Origin of the sequence: Mesorhizobium sp. BH1-1-4, assembly GCF_020165665.1 — a bacterium.
Lineage (GTDB): Bacteria > Pseudomonadota > Alphaproteobacteria > Rhizobiales > Rhizobiaceae > Mesorhizobium.
On sequence record NZ_JAIUIN010000022.1, the window covers coordinates 58267 to 77574 of the forward strand.

At 60.8% G+C, this 19308-nt stretch carries 19 protein-coding genes; 3 read left to right on the top strand and 16 right to left on the bottom strand.

Features of this window, described 5'->3' with window-relative positions; genetic code table 11:
• Positions 1 to 11: 11 nt before the first annotated feature.
• From LB569_RS26305 to LB569_RS26375, 15 genes are all read right to left on the bottom strand, one after another.
• Complete coding sequence (locus LB569_RS26305; protein ID WP_224694671.1) at positions 12 to 509, bottom strand: hypothetical protein; 498 nt, start codon at positions 507 to 509, stop codon at positions 12 to 14.
• Positions 510 to 655: 146 nt separating this feature from the next.
• Positions 656 to 1144: a hypothetical protein gene (locus LB569_RS26310; protein ID WP_224694672.1), complete on the bottom strand. Its 489-nt coding sequence runs from the start codon at positions 1142 to 1144 to the stop codon at positions 656 to 658.
• Positions 1145 to 1497: 353 nt separating this feature from the next.
• Positions 1498 to 1902, bottom strand: coding sequence for a type II toxin-antitoxin system VapC family toxin (locus LB569_RS26315; RefSeq protein WP_224694673.1), 405 nt, complete (start codon positions 1900 to 1902; stop codon positions 1498 to 1500).
• Positions 1899 to 2132 (bottom strand): AbrB/MazE/SpoVT family DNA-binding domain-containing protein, encoded by a 234-nt coding sequence (locus LB569_RS26320; RefSeq protein ID WP_224694696.1) that lies wholly within the window; start codon positions 2130 to 2132, stop codon positions 1899 to 1901. Before LB569_RS26320 ends, LB569_RS26315 begins: the two co-directional genes overlap by 4 nt.
• Before the next feature lie 92 nt (positions 2133 to 2224).
• The gene (locus LB569_RS26325) at positions 2225 to 3364 is read right to left on the bottom strand and encodes a glycosyltransferase family 4 protein (protein ID WP_224694674.1); all 1140 of its coding nucleotides are present in this window, start codon (positions 3362 to 3364) and stop codon (positions 2225 to 2227) included.
• Between the two features lie 23 nt (positions 3365 to 3387).
• On the bottom strand, positions 3388 to 4467 hold the full coding sequence (locus LB569_RS31970; protein ID WP_224694675.1) for a glycosyltransferase family 4 protein: 1080 nt from the start codon (positions 4465 to 4467) through the stop codon (positions 3388 to 3390).
• 55 nt (positions 4468 to 4522) lie between these two features.
• Positions 4523 to 5860 carry a lipopolysaccharide biosynthesis protein gene (locus LB569_RS26335; protein WP_318013142.1) on the bottom strand — a complete coding sequence of 446 codons (1338 nt, stop codon included), beginning with the start codon at positions 5858 to 5860 and terminating at the stop codon, positions 4523 to 4525.
• The gene (locus tag LB569_RS26340) at positions 5853 to 7097 is read right to left on the bottom strand and encodes a hypothetical protein (protein ID WP_224694676.1); all 1245 of its coding nucleotides are present in this window, start codon (positions 7095 to 7097) and stop codon (positions 5853 to 5855) included. The genes LB569_RS26335 and LB569_RS26340 overlap by 8 nt, the downstream gene beginning before the upstream one ends.
• A gap of 164 nt (positions 7098 to 7261) precedes the next feature.
• Positions 7262 to 8074 (bottom strand): class I SAM-dependent methyltransferase, encoded by an 813-nt coding sequence (locus LB569_RS26345; RefSeq protein WP_224694677.1) that lies wholly within the window; start codon positions 8072 to 8074, stop codon positions 7262 to 7264.
• A 175-nt stretch (positions 8075 to 8249) separates the two neighbouring features.
• Positions 8250 to 9458 (bottom strand): glycosyltransferase family 4 protein, encoded by a 1209-nt coding sequence (locus LB569_RS26350; RefSeq protein WP_224694678.1) that lies wholly within the window; start codon positions 9456 to 9458, stop codon positions 8250 to 8252.
• Entirely contained in the window at positions 9382 to 10545 is a 1164-nt protein-coding gene (locus LB569_RS26355) for a glycosyltransferase (RefSeq protein WP_224694679.1), read from the bottom strand. Before LB569_RS26355 ends, LB569_RS26350 begins: the two co-directional genes overlap by 77 nt.
• A gap of 115 nt (positions 10546 to 10660) precedes the next feature.
• Positions 10661 to 11413: a class I SAM-dependent methyltransferase gene (locus LB569_RS26360; protein ID WP_224694680.1), complete on the bottom strand. Its 753-nt coding sequence runs from the start codon at positions 11411 to 11413 to the stop codon at positions 10661 to 10663.
• A 26-nt stretch (positions 11414 to 11439) separates the two neighbouring features.
• Positions 11440 to 12465, bottom strand: a complete 1026-nt coding sequence (locus tag LB569_RS26365) for an NAD-dependent epimerase (RefSeq protein ID WP_224694681.1) — start codon at positions 12463 to 12465, stop codon at positions 11440 to 11442.
• Positions 12465 to 13739: a nucleotide sugar dehydrogenase gene (locus LB569_RS26370; RefSeq protein ID WP_224694682.1), complete on the bottom strand. Its 1275-nt coding sequence runs from the start codon at positions 13737 to 13739 to the stop codon at positions 12465 to 12467. The genes LB569_RS26365 and LB569_RS26370 overlap by 1 nt, the downstream gene beginning before the upstream one ends.
• Positions 13740 to 13779: 40 nt before the next feature.
• Positions 13780 to 14361, bottom strand: coding sequence for a sugar transferase (locus LB569_RS26375; protein ID WP_224694698.1), 582 nt, complete (start codon positions 14359 to 14361; stop codon positions 13780 to 13782).
• A gap of 668 nt (positions 14362 to 15029) precedes the next feature.
• On the opposite strand from LB569_RS26375, the gene LB569_RS26380 reads away from it, so the two are divergent.
• Positions 15030 to 16658 (top strand): fatty-acid--CoA ligase, encoded by a 1629-nt coding sequence (locus LB569_RS26380; protein WP_224694683.1) that lies wholly within the window; start codon positions 15030 to 15032, stop codon positions 16656 to 16658.
• Positions 16659 to 16736: 78 nt separating this feature from the next.
• Positions 16737 to 17522 (top strand): DUF1499 domain-containing protein, encoded by a 786-nt coding sequence (locus tag LB569_RS26385; protein WP_224694684.1) that lies wholly within the window; start codon positions 16737 to 16739, stop codon positions 17520 to 17522.
• Positions 17523 to 17581: 59 nt separating this feature from the next.
• Here LB569_RS26385 and LB569_RS26390 read toward each other — a convergent pair whose 3' ends face one another.
• Positions 17582 to 18490, bottom strand: coding sequence for an MBL fold metallo-hydrolase (locus LB569_RS26390; protein ID WP_224694685.1), 909 nt, complete (start codon positions 18488 to 18490; stop codon positions 17582 to 17584).
• 115 nt (positions 18491 to 18605) lie between these two features.
• Here LB569_RS26390 and LB569_RS26395 point away from each other — a divergent pair, with 115 nt between their 5' ends.
• A complete protein-coding gene (locus LB569_RS26395) occupies positions 18606 to 19196 on the top strand; it encodes a biotin transporter BioY (RefSeq protein WP_224694686.1) in 591 nt (196 codons plus the stop codon).
• The last annotated feature ends 112 nt before the right edge of the window (positions 19197 to 19308 follow it).

A 19308-nucleotide genomic window follows, 5' to 3' on the forward strand; every position in this document is an offset into this window, starting at 1 on the left:
GCTGGGGCCGACTAACGGCTGACGGCGTCATCGTCATCCTGCAAGCCGAGAATAAGTGCCGCGCCGCCGCCAATCGCACCGGCGCCAAGGAGAACAGGCAGAACGCCAGGCTCGGAACTGGCCGGCTCGACTGCGGCCTGTGGCGCTTCGAACGATACGCACATCCCACCTTCGACGGGATCCACCTTGACAGTCACGTTCGCCGGAACGTCGAACGCGCAATTGGTGCCCACGACCAGCGAAGCCGAAGCCCGCGCCCCTGTCATGATGCGTGCGCCCGAATAGACGGGCGCTTCTGTCTCCACGCCGGCATAACCACCAGCCTGTGACATCTGCACGTCACCCTGAACGTGGGTCAACTGGCCGACCACGCTTCCCGAGACCGGCGTGGCGGCAAGGCAGGAACACTGCGTCGCCTGTGCAAAAGCCGCGGAACCGGCGAACAGGACGCTTCCCGTAGCGAGCGTTACAAAAGCAAAAACAGCTGCAACCCGACGCGACATTTCCACCCCTTCGAAACCAGCTATTCCCCCGCCAGGAATCGCCCACGCACTATTTCAACCAGCACTAATGTAATATGGTTAACGAACTCGTCTAAACACAATTGCGTCGTATCCAACGCCCCGCTTCCGACCACGGCAATGGTCTACCGTGTTTAGCGGCTGACAGCGTTGTCGTCGTTCTGCGTTGCTGCAAGCACACCGGTCGTAAGAAGCGCGCCGGCAAAAATCCCCTCGGGCGGACCGAAACCGCCGGCCGCACCGTCAGATCGCTGGACGGCCGCGGTCTGTTCCGAGCCCACCAGCTTGAGGCAGATGTTACCCTCGACACGAGAGACATCCAGGCTCGAATTCGCCGGCACATCCAGATTGCAACCGCCAAAGGCCACGGATGCCGTCCCCTTGGCGCCGACCACCACACGGCTGCCGAAATCAAGCGCGTTTCCCGCCTTGGCCGGGCCGTATCCGGCGGCCTGCGACACCATCACATCGCCGCTGGTGTAAACAATGGAGCCAACCGGATTTTGCGGACCGCGGTAGGCGGTGGCGCAACTGCACGATGCATCCTGAGCATACGCGGACACCGAACCAAAACCGACTGAAACGACAAACCCAACCACTACGGTTCTAACGATGAGATTCATTCGTTTTGCCCTTCCCTCGAACGCCGCTCCTTCGAGTCCGCCAAATCAAAAGACGGTGATATCAGCGCGTAACAGTTTTTTGCCATAATTCCAACCAGTTTCGCGCGGGCGCGAGATTTTTGACTTGTGGCGTGACCTCGGCAGCACATCATTTTAGCAATTGCGCATTAACAATTCTGATTATCATCGACGAATGTATGATTATCCGGAAAGAAATTGATATTTCCTTTGAGCCGTGACTGAGCCCGAGCGCGACTGATCACGGCTGGATAGATTTGGGGGGTGAATTCACGATCGGTGATGCAGCCAGGAGCAGCTTCGGGGCTGATGAATTGCCCTGACTTGGCGGTTGGTCATGACCCAGGAGCGATCAGCCTTAAAGAGGGGAAATAGGTTCGGTATCGGCCGACATCACGGGTGAGGAGCGGAAGGCGACTGGCTGCGGCATGGGCGCCAATGAAGAAGTCCGGCAACACGCCTGTCTTGGCGCGCCCTGATCGACGGTATTGTGTAAACACCTTTCCAGCCAGGAAAAGCGCAGCTCTCGGCATCGCGACCATTTCAAGATCGGCAGCATCAAGAAACATCTCAAGATCCTCGACGCGGTCATAGCGCACAGCAAGCTCGGCGTAGACCGCATCGTTGATCAACAACGGCCCGTTGAGCCTCGCCATCTCAAGCTGTGCTATCAACCAATCCGCCCAGTGCGGATCGTCCGTCACAAGGTCGAGCAGAACATTGGTGTCGACGAGCGTCACGTCTCGCCACGCGTCAGCGCCATGATCGCATCGGTTGTAAGGCCCACGCCGGCATGGCCGCGCAACTTGGCAAAGCGGCTTGCGGGCGATTTTTCGTCGGCGCGGGCTAGCACGATGCTTCCATCAGCAGCCCGGCGGAAATCGACCCTGCTGCCAGGAACGATCCCCAACAGATCGCGAACCGGTTTGGGAATGGTCACTTGTCCCTTGGCGGTAACGGTGGTGCTTATGTTCGTTTCCAGTAATACTCGCTCTTGGCAAGGTATTACCGCGCGGACGAATTACAATCCTGAACCGTCGAAAAGGCAGGCTTGCCCACCCATCACGTTGCAATAGCCGTGAGCTTCTCGATCTGGTGCAGGTACCTGTCGACGACGATCGTTTCCGAAAACTGGCGTTCAACCTTTTTCCTGCTCTCCGTTCCCATCGCGTCCCTGACGGCTCCGGCCAAGACGGTGAATTCGATCATCTTTTTTGCCAGGTCATCGGCATCCCTGACCCGGCAAAGAAAACCGTTGACGGCGTGGTCCACCACCTCCTTGCAGCCAGGCACGTCGGTGGCGATCAAGGGCTTGCCCATCGCGGCCGCCTCGAGCAGCGAGCGTGGCGTGCCCTCCCTGTAGGAAGGCAGAACGACGCAATCGGCTGCGCTGAGGAAGGGGCGAACATCATCGGTGGCACCGAGATACTCGACCAACCCCTCTTCGACCCATTGCTCGACCTCGGCGTGAGTGACCGCCGTGCGGTTCTCGACATCGAGAAAGCCGAGGAGTTGGAAGCGCGCGTCCGGCACCTGCCGACGAACGAGGCGGGCAGCTTCGATGAACTCCCCGACACCCTTGTCCCAGAGCAGCCGCGCCACCAGCAGAAAGACGATGGCGCTCGACGGTGCGCGCTGGCAAGGCGATGGCGAGAAGCGCACGAGATCGACGCCGGAGCCAGGCAGCAACGCGGTCCGCTCCTTGCGCACAATGCGTGCGTTGACAAACAGCATGCGGTCGTCGTCGTTTTGAAAGAAGACCACCTTCGATCGCGACAGCCCCAGGCGATACAAGACTTTGGCAATTCGCTGGAGAAAGCCGCCACGGACGAAGACCGTGCCCAACCCCGAAACATTGTTTATGACCGGAATGCCATTCAGGTTCGCGGCCATCGAGCCGAACACGTTGGGCTTGATGGTGAAGCCAACGAACGCCAGCGGCTTCTCGCGACGCAGGATACGCCAGTAGCGCCACAAAAGCGCAAGGTCGCGAAACGGTGACGTGCCGGAATTGTCGATTTCGATTTCGACATGGCGGCACCCCATCGGCGGGATCAGGGACGAATACTCGTCCCTGGGCGCGACGACGACGACATCATAGCCGCGCCCCCGCAATGCCTCGATCAAACCCTTGCGGAAATTGACGACGTTCCAGGATGTGTTGATCGAGATGACAATCTTCTTTCCGACTTCAGACCCCACTCCCCGCCCCCTCCGGATGACCGTCAGTTCATCGTCATGCGCGGCCGCACGGCGCCATGCCCAAACGTCTCGAACAGCCGCAAGATCACATCGTCATTGGCTATGGAAGAAATGCGCGTGAAACATGCGTCTCTTGCTAGCCTTAGGTTCTCGGGCCCGGCGATAAGACCGGCAATCGCGCGTGCTATGTCCTGCGGGTCGTCGGGATCGAAGTCGAACGTGGGACCCGCAGGAAGGTAATGCCTCGTGCCGCTGTCGCGCGACAACAAGACGGCACATCCCGCCCACGCCGCCTCGATGGGAGATATCGCAGCGGGTTCCGCAAGCGAGGGCAGTATCACGAGATCATGGCTGGCATAGACCGAGATCATCCGGTCGTGGGCTATGTTGTTTTGAAACTGGAGCCTGTCCGCCAATCCGAGCGCCTGGGCCTCTTGCAGCAGCGTCTGACAAAAAGCCGTGTCGGAATGGGTTGCCTCTTCGCCGCAGAACGTCACGGAAAACGGCCCGGACGTCGAGATCGCCGACAGCGCTTTCAGAAGCAAACCGTGCCCCTTTCGCTCCCGGTATTTTGCCACCATCAGGATGCGAGGCGGCCAGTGCAAGGGCCTGCCTTGCAGCTTTCCGCTCTGGATTGGCTCGAAGGGACTTCCGAATGGCAGGGGCACGGCGCCGCCGGCCCCGACGGCACCAGGATAGGACGGGAGCCGTGACGTGAAGTGCGATATCCCGAACTGCCGAAAGACAGATCTTCGGATCCACGTGCCGCTCCATGCCTGAGGGCTGGCATCCTCCTGGTCGTAGATAACCAGCTTGCGCCTCTGCAAAATCGCACACAACGCGGCGATCCTGCAGAACCACCGCGTCACGCCGCGCACGATCACCACATCGGGATTCTCGGCCTGAAGATGTCTCCAGTAGGAAGCAAGGCCGGGAAAGGAAAAGGGCGAATTCGGGATGCCGCCCGGGCGTCTGAGCATCACTCGCCGCGACAGCGCCGACGGTGTCACCACGTTGGGAGAAAGCAGTATGTGGTTCTCGGTGGCCCCTGTTTCGACGACATCGACCGAGACATGGTGCCCGGCCGAGGTTAGTATGCGCACCCAAGGCACGGCATTGGTATGGTATCTTGGCAGGCAGAAGAGGTATCTCAAAATGTCAGCCCTGGATATGTTCCGCGGCGCGGATCCGCCTTTTCAGCAATAATTGGGAAACCACCAGCATTGCCGCGTAGACCAGCGCCGATACGAACAGACCAGACCAGGCAATGCCGGGAATCCCGATCCAGCCCGAAAGAGCGAACGAAAGCGGCAGGTAGACGATGATGGCGGACGCCATGATCTTGAGAAGCGGTTTTGTTCCGGCCAGAACCTGGATCAACGGGTTGAAATGCATTCCGGCCAGGCCGAAGCACTCGGCCGTGAACAAGACGGCGAAAAGCAGCGAGGCTTCGGCATAGGCCGAACCGGCGGCCAGCACGACGATGAATTTTTGCAGCACGATGCCGCCAGCCGCCATGCCGGCGGCGGCACATGCCGAAACCGTCGTGATGCGGGCATTCAACCTGTTTAGGCGGGAAGGAGATTCTTCGTTGGAAAGCTTGGCGATTTCGGGAAAGAGCACCTGGTTCAAAGGACCGGTCAGCCGGGACATCATCGTTGCCAGACGCGATGCCACGGAATAGGTGCCCGCGGCCACCTCTCCCAAAAGGCCGGCGACAAGGAACAGGGCGATATGCCGCCTCGCGCTTACCAGGGTCGAGAGCAGACTGGTTCCGGTGGCCATGACAAGGAATGTCCAAAGGAAACGCCGCCCGGAACGGGAGCGAAGCGGATTGAACAGTTTGATGTTCTCGCGTCGGGCATGGATGAGCAGCCGGACGAACAGCGTCAGATTGTAGAGCGCACCGATCGCCGCCAATACGACCACGTAAGCGATCAAAGGCGCCTCGGTCGCCCAAAGAACCAGCGAAGCAACGACCACGGCGGCGCCCTGGGCGAGTTGATTGCCGGCAATCACGTCGTACCGCCCGTTCAGCCGCAGCACCCCCTTGGAAGTGCCGGCAAGACCGGCCAGCAAGGTAAGACTGTAAATCAACGCCAGAAGCCGATTCTGGTGTGATACGCCGATCGCCTCTCCAAACAGCAGTATCCCACCAACCGCCACGGCGGTGGCGGCAAAGGCGGCCGAAACATCGAGGACGATGCCACAAGATGCCGCTGGACCAAGACGCGAGCGCGACCTGGCGGACAGCCTGATGACGGGCTGCCAACTCTCGAACGTGGCGAGGCCGGAGATGAACGTGACATAGGCCTGGATTACGGCGAGCGTGCCAAAATCCGCCGGGCCGAGCGAGCGAGCGTTGAGCGCCAGCGCAACGATGGAGCACAACGCCGCGACGCCACTCGAGGATGTGGTCACGGTGACGTCCCGGGCGACCCGCCGTGCACGCATCCATCCGGAAGGTTTGGCTATCGCCGTCATGTCCTCAGCCATGGCCCCGACGCGGACCCCGCACGCCCACCACCACCGCCGATGCCCGCGGGAAGCACTTTCGATGGACGTACACCAGGCCGAATATGAACAGCGACACGAGGATGACCCGCTTGGCGGAGATGAATGCGCCAAGCAGTTCCTTGCGCTGGATGTAGAATGTGAGATGGATGATCGCCACGATCAGACCGGCCTTGAGCGCCGCGCTACGGACATTGCGGATTATCGCTTCGATGGCGACACAGGCCAGGGAAAGGATGATGACGAGCAGCGGAAATCCGGCGTATCCGAAATTTGCATAGAATTCAGCCCAGATATTTGCCGCGACACCGCCACTGTAGCCGGGGAAGAGGAGCGGCTGGACCTGCTCGTTGTAAGTACAGCCATCCTTGCCGAAAACCGCATCCGAAAATGGAATAAAAGAAAGCGGCACCAGCCAGAGATTGGAACAAGGCAAGGTGTAGCTGTATTTCACGATAAGATCCAAATGCGCCAGTGTCACAAACTGCTCCAACCCGACAAGGGTGGAATCCGACAATTGGTCGAATTTTATTTTCTGGCCGACGAGTTCGAAATTCCCCGCCTTCACCGCCGAATAAACTGATTTGTACACTGCCAGAAAAAAGAAGCCGGAAAATCCACCAACGACATATCTCTTGTTTATCATCGTCAACGGCACATTTCTGTACCGAACGTATAGTAAAGCTAAAATGGTTATTGCAACTGAAGACCTATGTCCGATGTACAGCGTCAAAACCAGGCCCAGACAGCTCAGAGTCATAACAAGCTTGGACTTCCTCCAACCAGCCAGCGTACCGAAGACCACACCGATGATACAAGTATTGTAGAATATGTATTGGAAGCGTCCGGTTGATGATAAAACATCCGCTTTCGACGCGGAAAAAAGCGCCGGGTTCGCAATCGAAATTCCACCGAAAATAATAATCATCGCAATAATTATTAACGACTCTGCCTGATTATCGTCGTTTATTTCGAAACTCTGGCGTCTCGGAACGAAGACAGCCATCGCCGCGGCAACACAGGCTATGGCAACGGCAATGGCATACCCCGTACCTACATCATATATGAAATCATACTTCCTTCCACCAACATCGACATATTGAAAGCCGCCGGCAACAAACGGGACAAAATATACCAAACTCGATATAAGCAAAAGCATTTGCGGGGTTAGTGCAAATGGAGATACTAGGTAATCTCTTCTTGATTCCTGCACGCTCAACCCATTGCCTTGCTCAAAATATCGCATCTGACACCCAACGCCGGCGCATCCAGCGCGTGGACGGCCTCACAGGCCCACGCCCAGTTGATGTCCACGCCACTCCGAATGCTATGCAACTGAAATCCAGCAGGCGATACGTCTTGCCGGAACGAGGCGGTCGACACCTAGGCCACAGCCACGATTACATGTGCCTGGATTTTGGCGGAAACTTCGCCATTGCCATGTCTGTCGGCGATGGCGGATGCGGCGTGATCGGTAGCAGCGTCCAGTTCTCCAGCGTCCCTGGCCTCGATTTCGTTGCGAAGCGGAGTGCCCTGACAGTAGGCGACGGCAGGAACGCGCGGTGAAGATGCACGGCTTTGTTCTGCTCTCGTCTCGATGACAATTTGGGAGAAACCCGCCGCCTCCACGTCGCGACGGATCACCGCCTTGTCGTGGTAGCCGTGCGGCGTGCGCGCCAGGAAGCGCGGCGGATCGTCGGGAAAAATCCGCGCGAGGGCATTCGTGACATCATCGGCGAATACATTCTCTTCGATACGATCCCACACGTTGAACAAAAACCGGCCTCCCGGCTTCAGGACCCGCCTGGCTTCGCGGTAGGCAGAACTGCGGTTCGGAAAGAACATGGCACCGAACTGACAACAGACGAGATCGAAGGTCGCATTTTCAAACGGCAGAGCCATCGCATCCGCCTGGCGCCATTTGATGCGGCTGTCGAGTGTCTGTCGCGAAGCGGCGTAGTCGAGCATCGACTGGTTAAGGTCGGTCACGACATAGCTTGCATCCGGGGGCAATCCTGGCGTCAATGCGCGGGTGACGACCCCGGTGCCCGCGGCGATTTCCAGAACAGCGCCGGGAGACAAGGCCACGGCACGTTGCGCGATATCCGCGGCGAACGGTTCGAAAATCAAAGGCACCATGTAACGGTCGTAGTTTTCCGGAACCGAGCCCGCGAACAGCTTGTCAGTTTCCAACATGGCAATCCCCACCGTCTGCCTGATGACTCACGAGACTAGCATATAATTGTTGGTCCCGGTCGTTTTCCGCTCACTGCAACATGTCGCGGCGAACAGGATCGCTCGACCTGCCGTAAGCTTATGATTTCATGCATGTCATTGTCCCGGAACCGAGGACACTGCCGGGCGACATGCATTAGCCGTTGAAGGACAATCTCTCCCATAGGGTGCTGTACGACCTTGCCATCCGCTCCAGTGAAAAATCGGACGCCACGCGGTCGCGGCATGCCTGCTGCATGGCCGCCCAGGATCGCCCGTCACGCATTTCCAGGGCCATGCTTGCAATGGAACGGGAAAGCGCGTCCGGATTCTGGCTCGGAACAACAAATCCAGTGTTGCCGACAAGCATGCCGATATCCCCGACATCCGTTGCCACGCAGGGCGTACCGCACGCCATGGCTTCGGCGACGACGTTCGGGAATGCTTCACTCCTGGAGGCAAGCACATGGATGTCGAACGCATTCATGAGCGCGGCGACGTCGTCCCTCGGACCCAGCAGCTCCACCTTGTCGCGAACCCCGTAGCGATCCAGCAGTCCGGCAAGCTCGGCATTTTCAACCGTGATTCCGGGGCCGACAAGAATACATCTGAAAGGGAACTCGGCGCGAACCGACAGGTCGGCCAGGGCAGCAACAAGATTCCGGTGATCCTTGTCGGGATGCCAACGGGCGACGCTTCCAATGACGAACTGGCCTTCCTCTATCGACCAGGCCCGCCGCAGCCGCGTGCGCGCGGTCTCGTCCGGCTCGAAGACAGCCAGATCATAACCGTTCGGTATGATTGTCCAATTCGACGCCGAATAGCCTGCACCGATATGGCGCAATGAGGCCTGTTGCGAACAGCTCACAATCTGGGCCGGTACCACTCCGGATATCAGCGCGCAGACCCTGTCCACCATTCTTGTGGCCAAGGGGGCGGCATGGGGATCCAGTCCCGAATTATGCATCCCCCAAACAACCGGCCTGACACCCGAAAGCCGTGCCAGCACACCTCCAACCAGATTTGCGTGATACATCCAGCACTGAACGACATCAGGCCGATAGGTCGAGAGAACACGCCGAAATGCCGCGAGCCCACCGAGGCTCAGTCTTCCCTTCGGCATCGACAGACACGTCAGTGGCACACCCGCCTCCCGAAGTAGCGGTCCGTATTTTCCCTCGTCGGAAAGCGAGACCACGGCATGCGAATGGTTGTGCTCGGCCGTGCACAGACGGAACAGAGCCGCCTCGGCGCCGCCGTTCCGCAACCCGGTGATGACATGCAGGACTTTAATCCGGGCGCTCCTTTCCGGTTGTGCTCGCCAGACCCATCGCGAGCAGATACGCGTCGGCCACTTTCTCGACACTGAAATCCCGCGCCCGACGCCTGACGTCGGGCGGGCTGATGTCATCGAGGCCGGCCATTATCGCGGCCGCGAAGGCCTGCGCGTCGCCCACCGCGACAAGGCGCCCCCACTTGCCGTCCTCCAGGATTTCGGCTGGTCCGCTTTCGCAGTTCGTGCTCACCACTCTCGCCCCACAGGCCATTGCTTCGATAATCGTATTGGGAAACCCCTCCCTTCGCGACGAATGGAGAAACAGCGCGGCGCGGCGCATCCACGGATACGGATTTTTCGAAAAGCCGACGAGGGCGACCGAGGAACGCAAGTCGAGCTCATCGATCATCGCCTGCAGCGATTTGCGCAGCGGCCCTTCCCCGACAATCGCCAGCTTGACGGATCGCGTCCTTACGACCCGCGAAAAGCTGCTTATCAGAGTGGCGTGGTCCTTCGCGAAATCGAGGCGACCGACCGCTACCAGCAGAAGCCTGCCATCCTCGTCCGCGAACGGATGATCGATGGGCGCGCTGGCCTGTGCCTGGATGGATTCGATATCCAACGGGTTGTGGATCGCGTCGACGGAATTCGGATCGAGCCCAATGCTCCTGATCAGGTCGTCGGCGACGCCGTGCGAGACCGCTATTATCCTGTCAGCGTGACCGTATGTCCTCCGCATGAGGAGGGGCAAAAATCTCTCGCGGATCAATTTCGTGTCGGCAAGGGTCCTGGACAGGTTGCTTCTCTCGGATATCACCGTACGCACCCCTTGCCGCGACAGGAAGGACGCCACTATTCCCAAGATATTCGCGTGAGGCAGGGCCGAGAGCATCACCCGCGGCCGCTCCGCCCTGAGATAGCGGATCAGGCCAGGCAGCGAAAACAGCATGCGAGACGCCCGCAAGTCCACTATCCGGATGCTACCGGGGACCAGGGAAAGATATTCACCGACCGCACGCCCAAGCACGAGATCGGTCACCAGGCCGCGCCGGTCGAATTCCCGCGCCAGGGTAAGCATTGCCCGCTCGGTGCCCCCTGCTCGAAGCGAAGGGATGAAAACGGCAATGCGGGCTTTCGGATCGCCTGACGCATCCGTATCTTGCCGCATGTGCTTCATCGGGTTCGCGGTCCGGTCGGCGCGCTGTCGCCTAGTCCAGCACCACGCGTCGCGCTCCCATTGGAGAGCAAACGCCGAGCGCCAACCACGACCGATGGAGAATCTCCTAGATGGATCACGGTCTGCGCCGAAAGACATAGGCATAGGTTTCGGCAGCGTCCTTGCCGAGCACGAGAGCGGTGATGCCCAGCCAGAGACGCCAGGCAAGGAAAGCCGGCACGAAGGAATAAAAGTACGAACTCCTCCAGAACAGGCGTCGCTGGACAAGCTCCAACCCGTTTTGCGCCGCGATCCTTTCCACCTCGCTTGGCAGGCATTTGTCATAGAAGGCCTGGAAGCCGTCATGGCCCTTGCCTTTGTCGGGATAGATGGCAAACAACAGGCGCCGCTTGATGCGCTCCGGCAATATCCGGTTCAACCTGGCGAAAACGGCATTGCGTGAGGGCGAGAAAATGGCCACCAGACCGCCAGGCCTGACGCAACTGGCGATGCCGCGAAGCGCACCTTCCCCATCGCGGACATGCTCCAGGGTCGCCTGGCATATCACCAGATCGGCATCCTGCCTTCCCCTGAACACAGTAAGGTCCGCCTCGATCTCCTCGTCATAGATGCCATCGGGAGCCTTCGACAGTTCTTCCGCGGCAAGGTCAAGCCCGACCACGACGAGGCCCAGGCGACGCTTCTGCGGTAGGCTGACGAGCGGCCTTGCCCCTCCGCCGAGGTCGTAGACCAATGCGTCCGGAGTCAGCAGCGCCGGCGCGATCTCGGTTGCGAATGTGCGATTGCCGTCCGCGCGCAGGCGGGGCGGCAAGGCCCTGTCGAGATATTCACAGACCGCCACGTTTGCGCGTACAAACCCCCTCAGCAACGACGCTGTCTCCCTTGTCGTTCGCGCTATCCCCGTCCAAAATAATCCTGGTACCAATCGACGAACCGCCCGACCCCGTCCGTGACGGAGGTGCGGGGCTGGTAGCCGACCGCCGCTTGCAGCGCCGAGGTGTCGGCGAAAGTGTCGGGCACGTCGCCGGCCTGCAGCGGCAGAAGCTCGATCACGGCTTTGCGGCCAAGTGCGGCTTCCAGCGCCTCGACATAGGCCGTCAGCTTCACCGGATTGCTGTTGCCGATGTTGAAGATGCGCCAGGGCGCGCTGCTGGTCGCCGGATCCGGATGGCTGGAATCCCAGGCCGGGTTGGCCGCGGCGGGGCTGTCGCTGGCGCGGATCACGCCCTCGGCGATGTCCTCGACATAGGTGAAGTCGCGCGTGTGGTTGCCGTTGTTGAACAGCTTGATCGGCTCGCCAGCCAGGATGCTCCTGGTGAACAGGAACAGCGCCATGTCCGGGCGCCCCCAGGGGCCGTAGACGGTGAAGAAACGCAAGCCTGTGGTGGGCAGGCCGAACAGATGGCTGTAGCTGTGCGCCATCAGTTCGTTGGCGCGCTTGGTGGCGGCGTAGAACTGCAAGGGATGGTCGGCCGGGCGATGCTCGGAGAACGGCATGTCGGTGTTGGCGCCGTAGACGCTGGAAGTGCTGGCATAGGTCAGGTGCCCGACACCGCTGCCCCGGCAGGCTTCGAGCATGTTGGTGTAGGCGACAATGTTGCTTTCGACATAGGCGCGCGGGTTTTCCAGGCTGTAGCGGACGCCGGCCTGGGCGGCGAGATGGATGACCCTGTCGAAGGCATGGTCGGCGAAGCAACCGTCGACGACGCTCCTGTCGGCGAGATTGCCGTGGATGAACTGATAGCCGGCATTGGTGCCGCGGCTCGTCTCGGCCAAGAGCCGCAGCCGCGCCTGCTTGATCCCGGGATCGTAATAGTCGTTGATGCTGTCGATGCCGACAACCTCGTCGCCGCGCTCCAGGAGCCGCCTGGCGACGTGATAGCCTATGAAGCCGGCGATGCCGGTGACCAGAACCTTCATCAGAAGCGCCCGTCCGTGACGTCCCTCGGGAACAGACCCTTGATGTCGTAGATGACGCTGGGGTCCTTGCAAAGCGTCTTCAGGCCAGCAACGCCCAGGCTGCGGAACTGCTGGTGTCCGACGGCGACGATGACGCCGTCATAGCGCCGCGCGGGCATTTCCTTCACACTCGCCACGCCAAAGGCGCGCGCGCACTCCTGCGCGTCGACCCAGGGATCCCAGATATCGATGCCGGCATTGTACTGCCCGAGCTGCGCGACGATATCGGCCACTTTGGAATTCCTCAGATCCGGACAGTTTTCCTTGAAGGCGGCGCCCATGACCAGGATCCGGCTGCCGACCACAGGTATCCCCTTGCGCATCATCAGGCGGGCCGTCTGGTCCGCCGCGTGCTGGCCCATTCCGTCATTGATGCGGCGGCCAGCGAGAATCACCTCGGGATGATAACCGAGTTCCTGGGCCTTGTGCGTGAGATAGTACGGGTCGACCCCGATGCAGTGCCCGCCGACGAGACCGGGCGTGAAGCGCAGAAAATTCCACTTCGTGCCGGCCGCCTCCAGCACTTCGGATGTGTCGATGCCCAGCTTGCCGAAGATCAGCGACAGTTCGTTCATCAGGGCTATGTTCAAGTCGCGCTGGGTGTTCTCGATGACCTTGGCGGCCTCGGCCACCGCAATGCTGGAGGCACGATGCGTGCCCGCCGGCACGATCGAGGCATAGAGCGCGTCGATGGCTTCCGCGGCCTCCGGAGTGGAACCGCTTGTGACCTTCACGATCGTCTGCAGCCGATGCTCGCGATCGCCGGGATTGATGCGCTCGGGACTGTAGCCGAGGAAGAAATCGCTGTTGTAGCGCAGGCCCGAATGTTTCTCGATCAGCGGCGCGCAGACTTCTTGCGTGCAGCCGGGATAGACGGTGGATTCGAAGATCACCACCGCGCCGGGCGATATGACCTCGCCGACCGTCGTCGACGCCATGACGAGAGGCTTCAGGTCCGGCCTGTTGGCCCTGTCGATCGGCGTCGGCACGGTGACGATGAAAATCCCGCAGTCGCGCAAATCGGCCTTCTCGCTGGTGAACTTCAGCCCCGTGGCGGCGGCGATTTCTTCCTTGCTGGCTTCGAGCGTATGGTCCTCGCCGCGTCTCAGCGCCTCCACCCGCGACGGGTTGATGTCGAAGCCGACCACGTCCCTTGTCGCTCCGAAGGCCACCGCCAGAGGCAGGCCGACATAGCCAAGTCCAATGATAGCTATTTTCCTCGAGGCGAGATCCATTGCTTCCTGCACGCGCGATCGGTTTGCGTCCCTGATTTGGCTACCGCGCGCCAAAACCGGTAAACATCGTCTTTATGGTTCTGAGAACGATCAGCACGTCCAGCCAGGGTGAGAAGTTCTTTATGTAGTAAAAATCGTAGTGTAATTTTTCCATGACGTCGCCGACCGCGGCGACGTGACCCTGATTCACTTGTGCCCACCCGCTCACGCCAGGCCTGACGATGTGGCGGTATCGGTAAAACGGCAGTTCAGCTTCATACCACTGCGACAGCACGACGGCCTCCGGCCGTGGCCCGATCCAGCTCATCTCGCCGCGCAGAATGTTGATCGCCTGCGGCAGTTCGTCGATCCTGAATTTACGCAGAAAATGCCCCACCCGCGTGATGCGATCGTCGTCACGCTTGGTGATGGCGTTGTCCTTGTCGCTGCCGAAGCCAGCATGCTGCCGCATCGAACGGAATTTGTAGACGGTGCAGATCCTGCCCCTGTAGCCAACGCGCGGCTGGCAAAAAAGCACGGGCCCTTCCGAGTCCAGCCGGATCAGCAACGCTATCAGCAGCAGGACGGGAGAAAGAACGACAACCAGGACAAGCGCGGAGATCCAGTCGATCGCCTGCTTGATCTTGAGATATCGCGAATGTCAGTCCGCCGATGAGCTGGAAACGAATTCTGAAGAGAAAGTGCCGGCTTCCGACAATCGTTGATGTAGCGACATTCAACTTCGTCCCCTTCCCTTCCCCCGAAGGTGCCCTGTGTCGGCAATCGCCACTACACTTGGCAGGCCGCTTCTTCGCAAAGCGAATCGGACCTCTCGCCATTGGCGATTCGACTCAGTCGAAGATCAAGAGCTACGCCAGCGCGGCCGCGCCAGCAAGCATCTATTTAACGGCAACAATTGGCGGGAAATTTTGATCAGCTGCATTGCTGCATGCAGATCCAAAAGTCGCAGCTAATGTGCCGACTTATTCTCAAATCATAAAAAATTGCGCAGATCCTCCGGCCGATATAAACGCAATGTCTTTGGTGCCTGGAGGCGCGCGCCCGCGCCCAATCCGGCCAACCGCCTGCCAAGCCGCCATCGGCAGTCTGTCCCAGCCCGGAGTAGTCTGGACCCGATGCAGCCAAACGAAATCGAAAAGCGGCCGAATTCAATCGTTTGCCAATACAGGTCGAACTCCGACCTTCGTCCGCTGCGCTCCTGGGTGGCTGGACAATTCGCCGGTTCGCTTCACAATGCGACCAAAAGCGTGAAGCGAAAAGCTCGGGCGAACAGCGTGAGGGAGGATCGGCATGCTGGGACTGATGCAGGAATGGCCGCTGCTGTGCCACAAGCTGATCGACAACGCCGAGCGGCAGCATGGTGCGCGCGAGATCGTTTCGCGTTCGATCGAGGGGCCGATCGTGCGCACCACCTACGCCGACATCCATCGTCGTTCCCTCAAGGTCGCCCAGCGCCTTGAGCGCGACGGTTTTGCCCTGGGCGACCGCATCGCGACGCTGGCTTGGAACACCGCCCGCCACATCGAGGCCTGGTACGGCGTCATGGGCATCGGCGCTATCTACCACACCCTCAATCCGCGCCTGTTTCCCGAACAAATCGTCTGGATCATGAACCACGCCGAGGACAAGGCGGTCTTTGTCGACCTCACCTTCATCCCGTTGCTCGAGAAGATCGCTGGTGCCGTCAAATCGCTGAAAAAGGTGATCGTGCTCACCGACAAGGCGCACATGCCGCAAACGACCCTGCCCAGCGCCGTTGCCTATGAGGAGTGGCTTGAAGAGGTTGATGGCGATTTCGCCTGGAAGAGCTTCGATGAAGGCACCGCCGCCGGCATGTGCTACACGTCGGGCACGACGGGCGATCCCAAGGGCGTCGTCTACAGCCATCGCTCGAACGTGCTGCACGCCATGATCGCGGCCATGCCCGACGCCATGGGCCTGTCGTCGCGCGACACGATCCTGCCGGTGGTGCCGATGTTCCACGCCAACGCCTGGGGTCTTGGCCAGAGCGGCCCGATGATCGGCGCCAAGCTGGTCATGCCCGGCTGCAAGATGGACGGCGCCTCGATCTATGAGTTGCTCGACCAGGAGAAGGTGACCTTCAGCGCCGCCGTGCCGACCGTATGGATGATGCTGCTGCAATATCTGGAGGAGACCGGCAAGACGCTTCCCCATCTGGGCAAGGTCGTGATCGGCGGCTCGTCCTGCCCGCGCGCGATCATGACGAAATTCCAGGACAATTACGGTGTCCAGGTCATCCACGCCTGGGGCATGACCGAAATGTCACCGCTCGGCACGCTGTGCACCTTGAAGCCGGACTATGCCGGCCTGGACGGCGAGGCTCGGCTCGACGTCCAGAGCAAGCAGGGTTACCCGCCCTTCGGCGTCGAAATGAAGGTGACCGATGATGAGAACAATCCGCAACCATGGGACGGCAAGACATTCGGCCGGCTCAAGGTGCGCGGCCCGGCGGTCGCCCGCGCCTATTATGGTGGCGCCGGCGCCGAGCAGTTCGATGAGGACGGCTGGTTCGACACCGGAGACGTCGCTCATATCGATGCCGGGGGCTACATGCAGATCACCGACCGCGCCAAGGACGTCATCAAGTCCGGCGGCGAATGGATTTCGACCATCGACCTGGAGAATCTGGCCGTCGGCCACCCCGATGTAGCGGAAGCGGCGGCCATCGGCGTCCAGCATTCGAAATGGGGCGAGCGGCCCTTGCTGGTCGTCGTTGCCAAGCCGGGCAAGGAACCGACCAAGGCCGAGATTCTGGGTTTCATGGATGGCAAGGTGGCCAAATGGTGGATGCCGGACGACGTCGCCTTCGTCGGCGAGATACCGCACACCGCCACCGGCAAGATCCAGAAGATCACCTTGCGTCAGCAGTTCAGGGACTATCGCTTGCCGACGGATTGAGGGGATGTTGCGTGTTTCGGCTTCAAGCGGCCGCAAAAAGGCACTAAACCTCCGTCCGGGTTGGGGCAGCAGAGAATAATGGTTAGCATTCCCGAACGGCAAACGTCGAAGGCCGCCGGCTGGTCGCGGCGCACGGCCGCCTTTTCCGCGGTGCTTTTGCTGACGAACTTTGTCGGCCATCGCTTCGGCCTCGTTGAAACGCCGGTGTTCCTGTGGGTGCTGGGCATTGTCGCCCTGCTGGCGGCACTGGCGCTGCTGTTTGCCGGCCTGGCCTTTGCGAGGCTGTGGAATTTTGGCGACCGTGGTGGCCGCGATCTCACCGTCGGCGCCTTGCTGGCGCTGCTGGTGCTCGCCCCTTACGGCGTCGCCGCCTACTGGGCGACGATCTATCCGCCGCTGCGGGACATCTCGACGGATTTCGATGAACCGCCCGCGCTCGATGTCGGTGACCGGACCCAGGACATGAACGTGCTGTCCCCGTCGACGCCGGGTGAGCAGACGTTGCAGACCGACAGCTATCCATTGGTCACCGCCCGAAGCTATGACCTGCCGTTCGAGACCATCGTCAACGCCGTCGAAACCGTGCTCGACCGGCGCGGCTGGGACCTTTCGGAGCCTTATCCCGACCTCACCGGACAGACGGAAGTGACAATCACCGCCATCGCCCCGAGCTTCGTTCTGGGCCTTCCCGCCGACGTCGCCATTCGCGTTACGGATGACGGCGACACTGTCATTGTCGACATGCGGTCCGCCTCGCGTTACGGGCGCCACGACCTTGGCGACAACGCCGCGCGCATCACCGATTTCCTGGCGGAACTGGATCAGGAAGTCGCCGGCCAGGTCGGCGCGGCCCCGGCCCAGTAGCCATTTTTCAGCAGATTGCGCGCCACGAAGGTAAGGCTGACGCGTCGTGGCACACTCGCCTATCGGCCCGGCGTGAAAATGCCGTCCATGGCGGGAGATGCCTCCGTCGCCACTACGCCGCGCGCCACCAGATCCTCCAGATGGGCAAGTACCGACAGCCCAGCGGCGCCGTGCAGGTGGGGATCGGTATCCCTGTAGATCGCCTTGACCATGTCGGGGATCGTCCTGTCGCCGGCTCTGATCCGTTCCAGTATGGCTCGTTCGCGCATCTTGCGATGGGTCTTCAGTCCGCGCATGAAAGCGCGCGGCGCCGTCACCGGTCCGCCATGGCCAGGCAGCAGCAGGCGATCGCCGCGCTCGATCAGTTTGTCGAGGGATGCCATGTAGTCCGCCATTGCCCCGTCTGGCGGCGCGACGATGGAAGTAGCCCAGCCCATTACATGATCGGCTGAAAACAGGATGCCGGTGCCTTCCAGCGCGAAGGCTGCGTGATTGGCGGTGTGGCCGGGCGTCAGCACCGTCCGGATCGCCCAGCCGTCACCGCTGACCAGTTCGCCGTCCGGCGATGCGATGTCGGGAACGAAAGCGGTGTCGGCGCTGGCGTCGAGGGCATTGGTTTCCCCTAGATGCAAGGGCCTTGCCGGCCGGTGCGGTCCCTCCGCCAGCACCTTAGCGCCGGTGCGCTCCTTCAGCCGGGCCGCCAGCGGGGAATGGTCGCGATGCGTGTGGCTGACGAAAATGTGGCTGACCGGCCGGCCCGCGATCACGTCGAGCAAGGTCTCGAGATGCGCCTCGTCATCGGGGCCGGGATCGATCACCGCCAGCGTGTCGCGTCCCACGACATAGCTGTTGGTGCCATGAAAGGTGAAGGGGCTGGGGTTGCGGGCCGTTACGCGTTGCACGCCGTGAGCTACATCTACGCCTTGGCCATAGGCGGGGTCGAAACTGGTATCGAATCTGAGAGCCATGTCGGCACATTGTCCCCGGAACGGCAAAACCGATTGCCGCATAGCACGCAAGCCAATATAGGAAAACGCAAGACCGCGTTTGTTGGATCGCGGCCAGATTGGATTGGGGAAGAACATGACTACCGCAACGACGACGCGCCCGCTTGTTTTTCTGGCCCTGCCGCAAGACGGCGCGGCGCGGCTGGCAACGCAGTTTTTCCTGGCGATCGCCGGGACGCTGCTCTTGACCCTTGCGGCCAAGACCAGGGTCGTGCTGGGGCCCGTCGATATCTCGATGCAAACGCTAGCCGTCTTCCTGATCGCCGCCGCCTTCGGCATGCGGCTCGGCGTCGCCACCTTGCTGCTCTACATGGCGGAAGGCGCGATGGGCTTCCCGGTCTTCCAGGGCACGCCCGAAAAGGGCATCGGCATTGCCTACATGCTCGGCTCGACCGGCGGCTATCTCGCCGGCTTCGTGGTCATGGCCGCGATTGTCGGCTGGGCCGCCGACCGCGGCTGGGATCGTCATCCGATCAAGCTTTTCAACGCCATGCTGGTTGGCGAAGTCATCATGATGGCGATGGGCTTTGCCTGGCTGGCGCTGCTGATTGGCCCGGAAAAGTCATGGCAGTTCGGCGTCGTGCCCTTCATCGTCGGCGACCTGATCAAGGTTGCGCTCGCGGCCAGCCTCGTGCCGGCCGTCTGGTCGCTGCTGAAGCGCGCCTGAGATCTGAGGCCTCTGCCGCCATTCTAATGGCAGGGGCTTCAAATACATTACACCGGCTTAAACTCTCGTGATCGGATCGACCGCGGAAAGCGCCACAATCCGGCCATCGTCG